Source organism: Hymenobacter sp. AT01-02 (assembly GCF_000961955.2).
In the GTDB taxonomy this organism is placed as follows: Bacteria; Bacteroidota; Bacteroidia; order Cytophagales; family Hymenobacteraceae; genus Hymenobacter; species Hymenobacter mucosus.
Genome location: NZ_JZIR02000157.1, coordinates 1 through 2,478 on the forward strand (window position 1 = coordinate 1; position 2,478 = coordinate 2,478).

3 protein-coding genes are annotated in these 2,478 nt (G+C 55.0%); all 3 read left to right on the forward strand.

Annotation, left to right across the window (positions count from 1 at the left end; all coding sequences use genetic code 11):
• The coding region (locus tag VI25_RS21670; RefSeq protein ID WP_152981762.1) for a family 43 glycosylhydrolase at positions 1-1,138 on the forward strand (1,138 nt) is incomplete at its 5' end.
• 648 nt (positions 1,139-1,786) lie between these two features.
• The gene (locus VI25_RS21675; RefSeq protein WP_055562879.1) at positions 1,787-2,077 is read left to right on the forward strand and encodes a hypothetical protein; all 291 of its coding nucleotides are present in this window, start codon (positions 1,787-1,789) and stop codon (positions 2,075-2,077) included.
• The coding region (locus VI25_RS21680) for a hypothetical protein (protein WP_152981763.1) at positions 2,068-2,478 on the forward strand (411 nt) is incomplete at its 3' end. The genes VI25_RS21675 and VI25_RS21680, both read left to right, overlap by 10 nt.

A 2,478-nucleotide genomic window follows, 5' to 3' on the forward strand; every position in this document is an offset into this window, starting at 1 on the left:
TCGGAAGAACAATACCGTAGTGGATAGCGCCGCCGGCAAGGTAAACTTCGTTGTAGCGCCCGGCACCAGCCTGCAAGCCTTCGATTTGCAACTCAGCACCCCTGCCTTGCCCGTAACGCCTAGGGGTCCGCAGAACTTCAGCAAGGGCCCCGTGACGTATACAGTTGGCAAAGGCGCGGCTAAGCGCGCATACCAGGTGCGTGTAACCGAAACTCGTAACCCCGTGCTGGGCGGCTATTACGCCGACCCCGACATTTTGTATTCCCAAAATACCGGCAAGTTTTATCTCTATCCTACCAGCGACGGATTTACGGGCTGGTCGGGCACATACTTCAAAGCCTTTTCGTCATCGGATTTGGTAAACTGGAAGGACGAGGGCGTGATTCTGGACTTGCCCAAAGACGTGAGCTGGTCCAAGAAAAACGCTTGGGCTCCTACCATCATAGAGCGCAAAACGCCCACCGGCTACCAGTACGCCTACTACTTCTGCGCGGGCGCCAAGATTGGCGTGGCCCTGGCCGACAGTCCTACTGGTCCGTTCAAAGATACCGGTAAGCCCCTACTCGACCAGCTGCCCGAAGGCGTAAAAGGTGGGCAGCAGATTGATCCGGCCGCCTTTCAAGACCCCAAAACCGGCAAGCTTTACTTGTACTGGGGCAATGGCTACATGGCCGGAGCTGAGCTCAATGACGATTTGGTCAGCCTAAAGCCTGGCACTACCCACGTACTGACGCCCGACGCTACCTTTCGGGAGGGGGCTTACGCGCTATACCGCAACGGCACGTACTACTTTCTGTGGAGCGAGGACGATACGCGCAGCCCCAACTATCAGGTGCGCTATGGCACCTCCGATTCGCCGCTGGGCAAGATTACGGTGCCGGCCAACAATCTAGTTATCAGCAAAGACCCGGCAGCTGGCATCTACGGTACCGGCCACAACTCAGTTATTCAGCTTCCGGGCCGCGATGAGTGGTACTTGGTCTACCACCGCTTCACTTATCCTAAAGGCATTGAAATGGGCGGTGATGCCGGCTTTCACCGCGAGGTGTGTATTGATAAGCTGGAATTCAACGCTGATGGTAGCATTAAGCCAGTGAAGCCTACGCACGCCGGTATTCAGCCAGTAAAGCTAAAGTAAGCCCTTCTAAGGGGGAACTCGATGACATTACTTGCCTAACTGCCAATTCCTTAAGTGGTAAGAAGTGAGTAGGAACAAGCGCGCTATGGTACGAGCACACCTTTGGTACCATAAGCGGGCCGAAAGCCAGCGGGGTAACGCAGGCATGAGTGAAGGTAGCACTAGGATTCCAGGCAGTATGCTTTTGCCCGAGGGTAGCATGAAATGTGGAGCAGCTTGCGCAGCTAATTACTACTGTTACGAGGCGGTGTAGGCCGCCAGTCCCACCTGCAAAGTCATTGTGCCCCTCGATTGGAGCAACGGTTAGCCTTTGCTCGCACTCAAGGCCCTCTTAGGTGCCCCAAAGAGGAAACAGGACCTGCTAGGCTAGGTAAAGCAAAGAAGTGAGACAGGTACTCTATTTGGAAGGGGGAACCTATATGCCTCGAGTACAGCTACGCTAACCGGTAAACTTCCCAACGGCTACCTACAAGTGAGCAAAGACTAGCTATGGCATAAGATTAGTTATGGTATAGTACCTTGTAAAACAAAGTACCTTGTGTATACTTGCACTTGTCAATTGCTTTGGCGGTGTACAGTTAATGTATGTTCGATGCGCACCTGCTAACCTATTCAGATAGTACTGCTAGTCACTTATTTCTTGTTTCTATGAGCTGTTTTAAATCACTTGCTGTCTCACTGGCGTTCCTGTTGCTGACGACCGGCCGACTAGTTCAGGCCCAGACCTATCCGCAACTATTAGAAACTGCCGCGGGCCACCTTCGGCAACAACACTATTGTGAGGCCACAACTACCTTTGCGCGGGCCTTCACTGATAGCACCCAGGTAGGCCCCTTCGACCTTTATACTGGTGCAAGTGCAGCCGCCCAGTGCGCCGGAGGGCAGCACCAAGCTTTGCGCTGGCTATTCCAGCTCACGCGCCAACCAATGTGCCCGTAAGCGCCCAGGACGTGGACCAGATGGCCCAGGACCCCAGCTTGCGCAGCTTACATGACTTTCCTGAGTGGCCGCAGTTCCTAGCCCGCTTGCGGCAGGCTGCAGCCAACCGCGCCGCCGAAGCCTACCGAGCAGCGAGCGAGTGGCAGCGTACTACTTTGGAGAATGCCCTCCCTACTCCAACTACCCACAGTTTCTACGTTGCTGCCCGCCCTGGCTTTGCGCTGTACTATGCTCCGGTAGATACCGTGCAAGTGCCTTACCTAGTGTACGTGCCCCCTACCTATGACCCCACTCGGCCCACCCCGTTGCTTGTTTACCTACACGGGGGCATCGTGAGCACGACCCAGTTTCAAGCGGCCGATCCTGGTGTGACCCATGAACCCATTTTCGCCGCTGCGGCT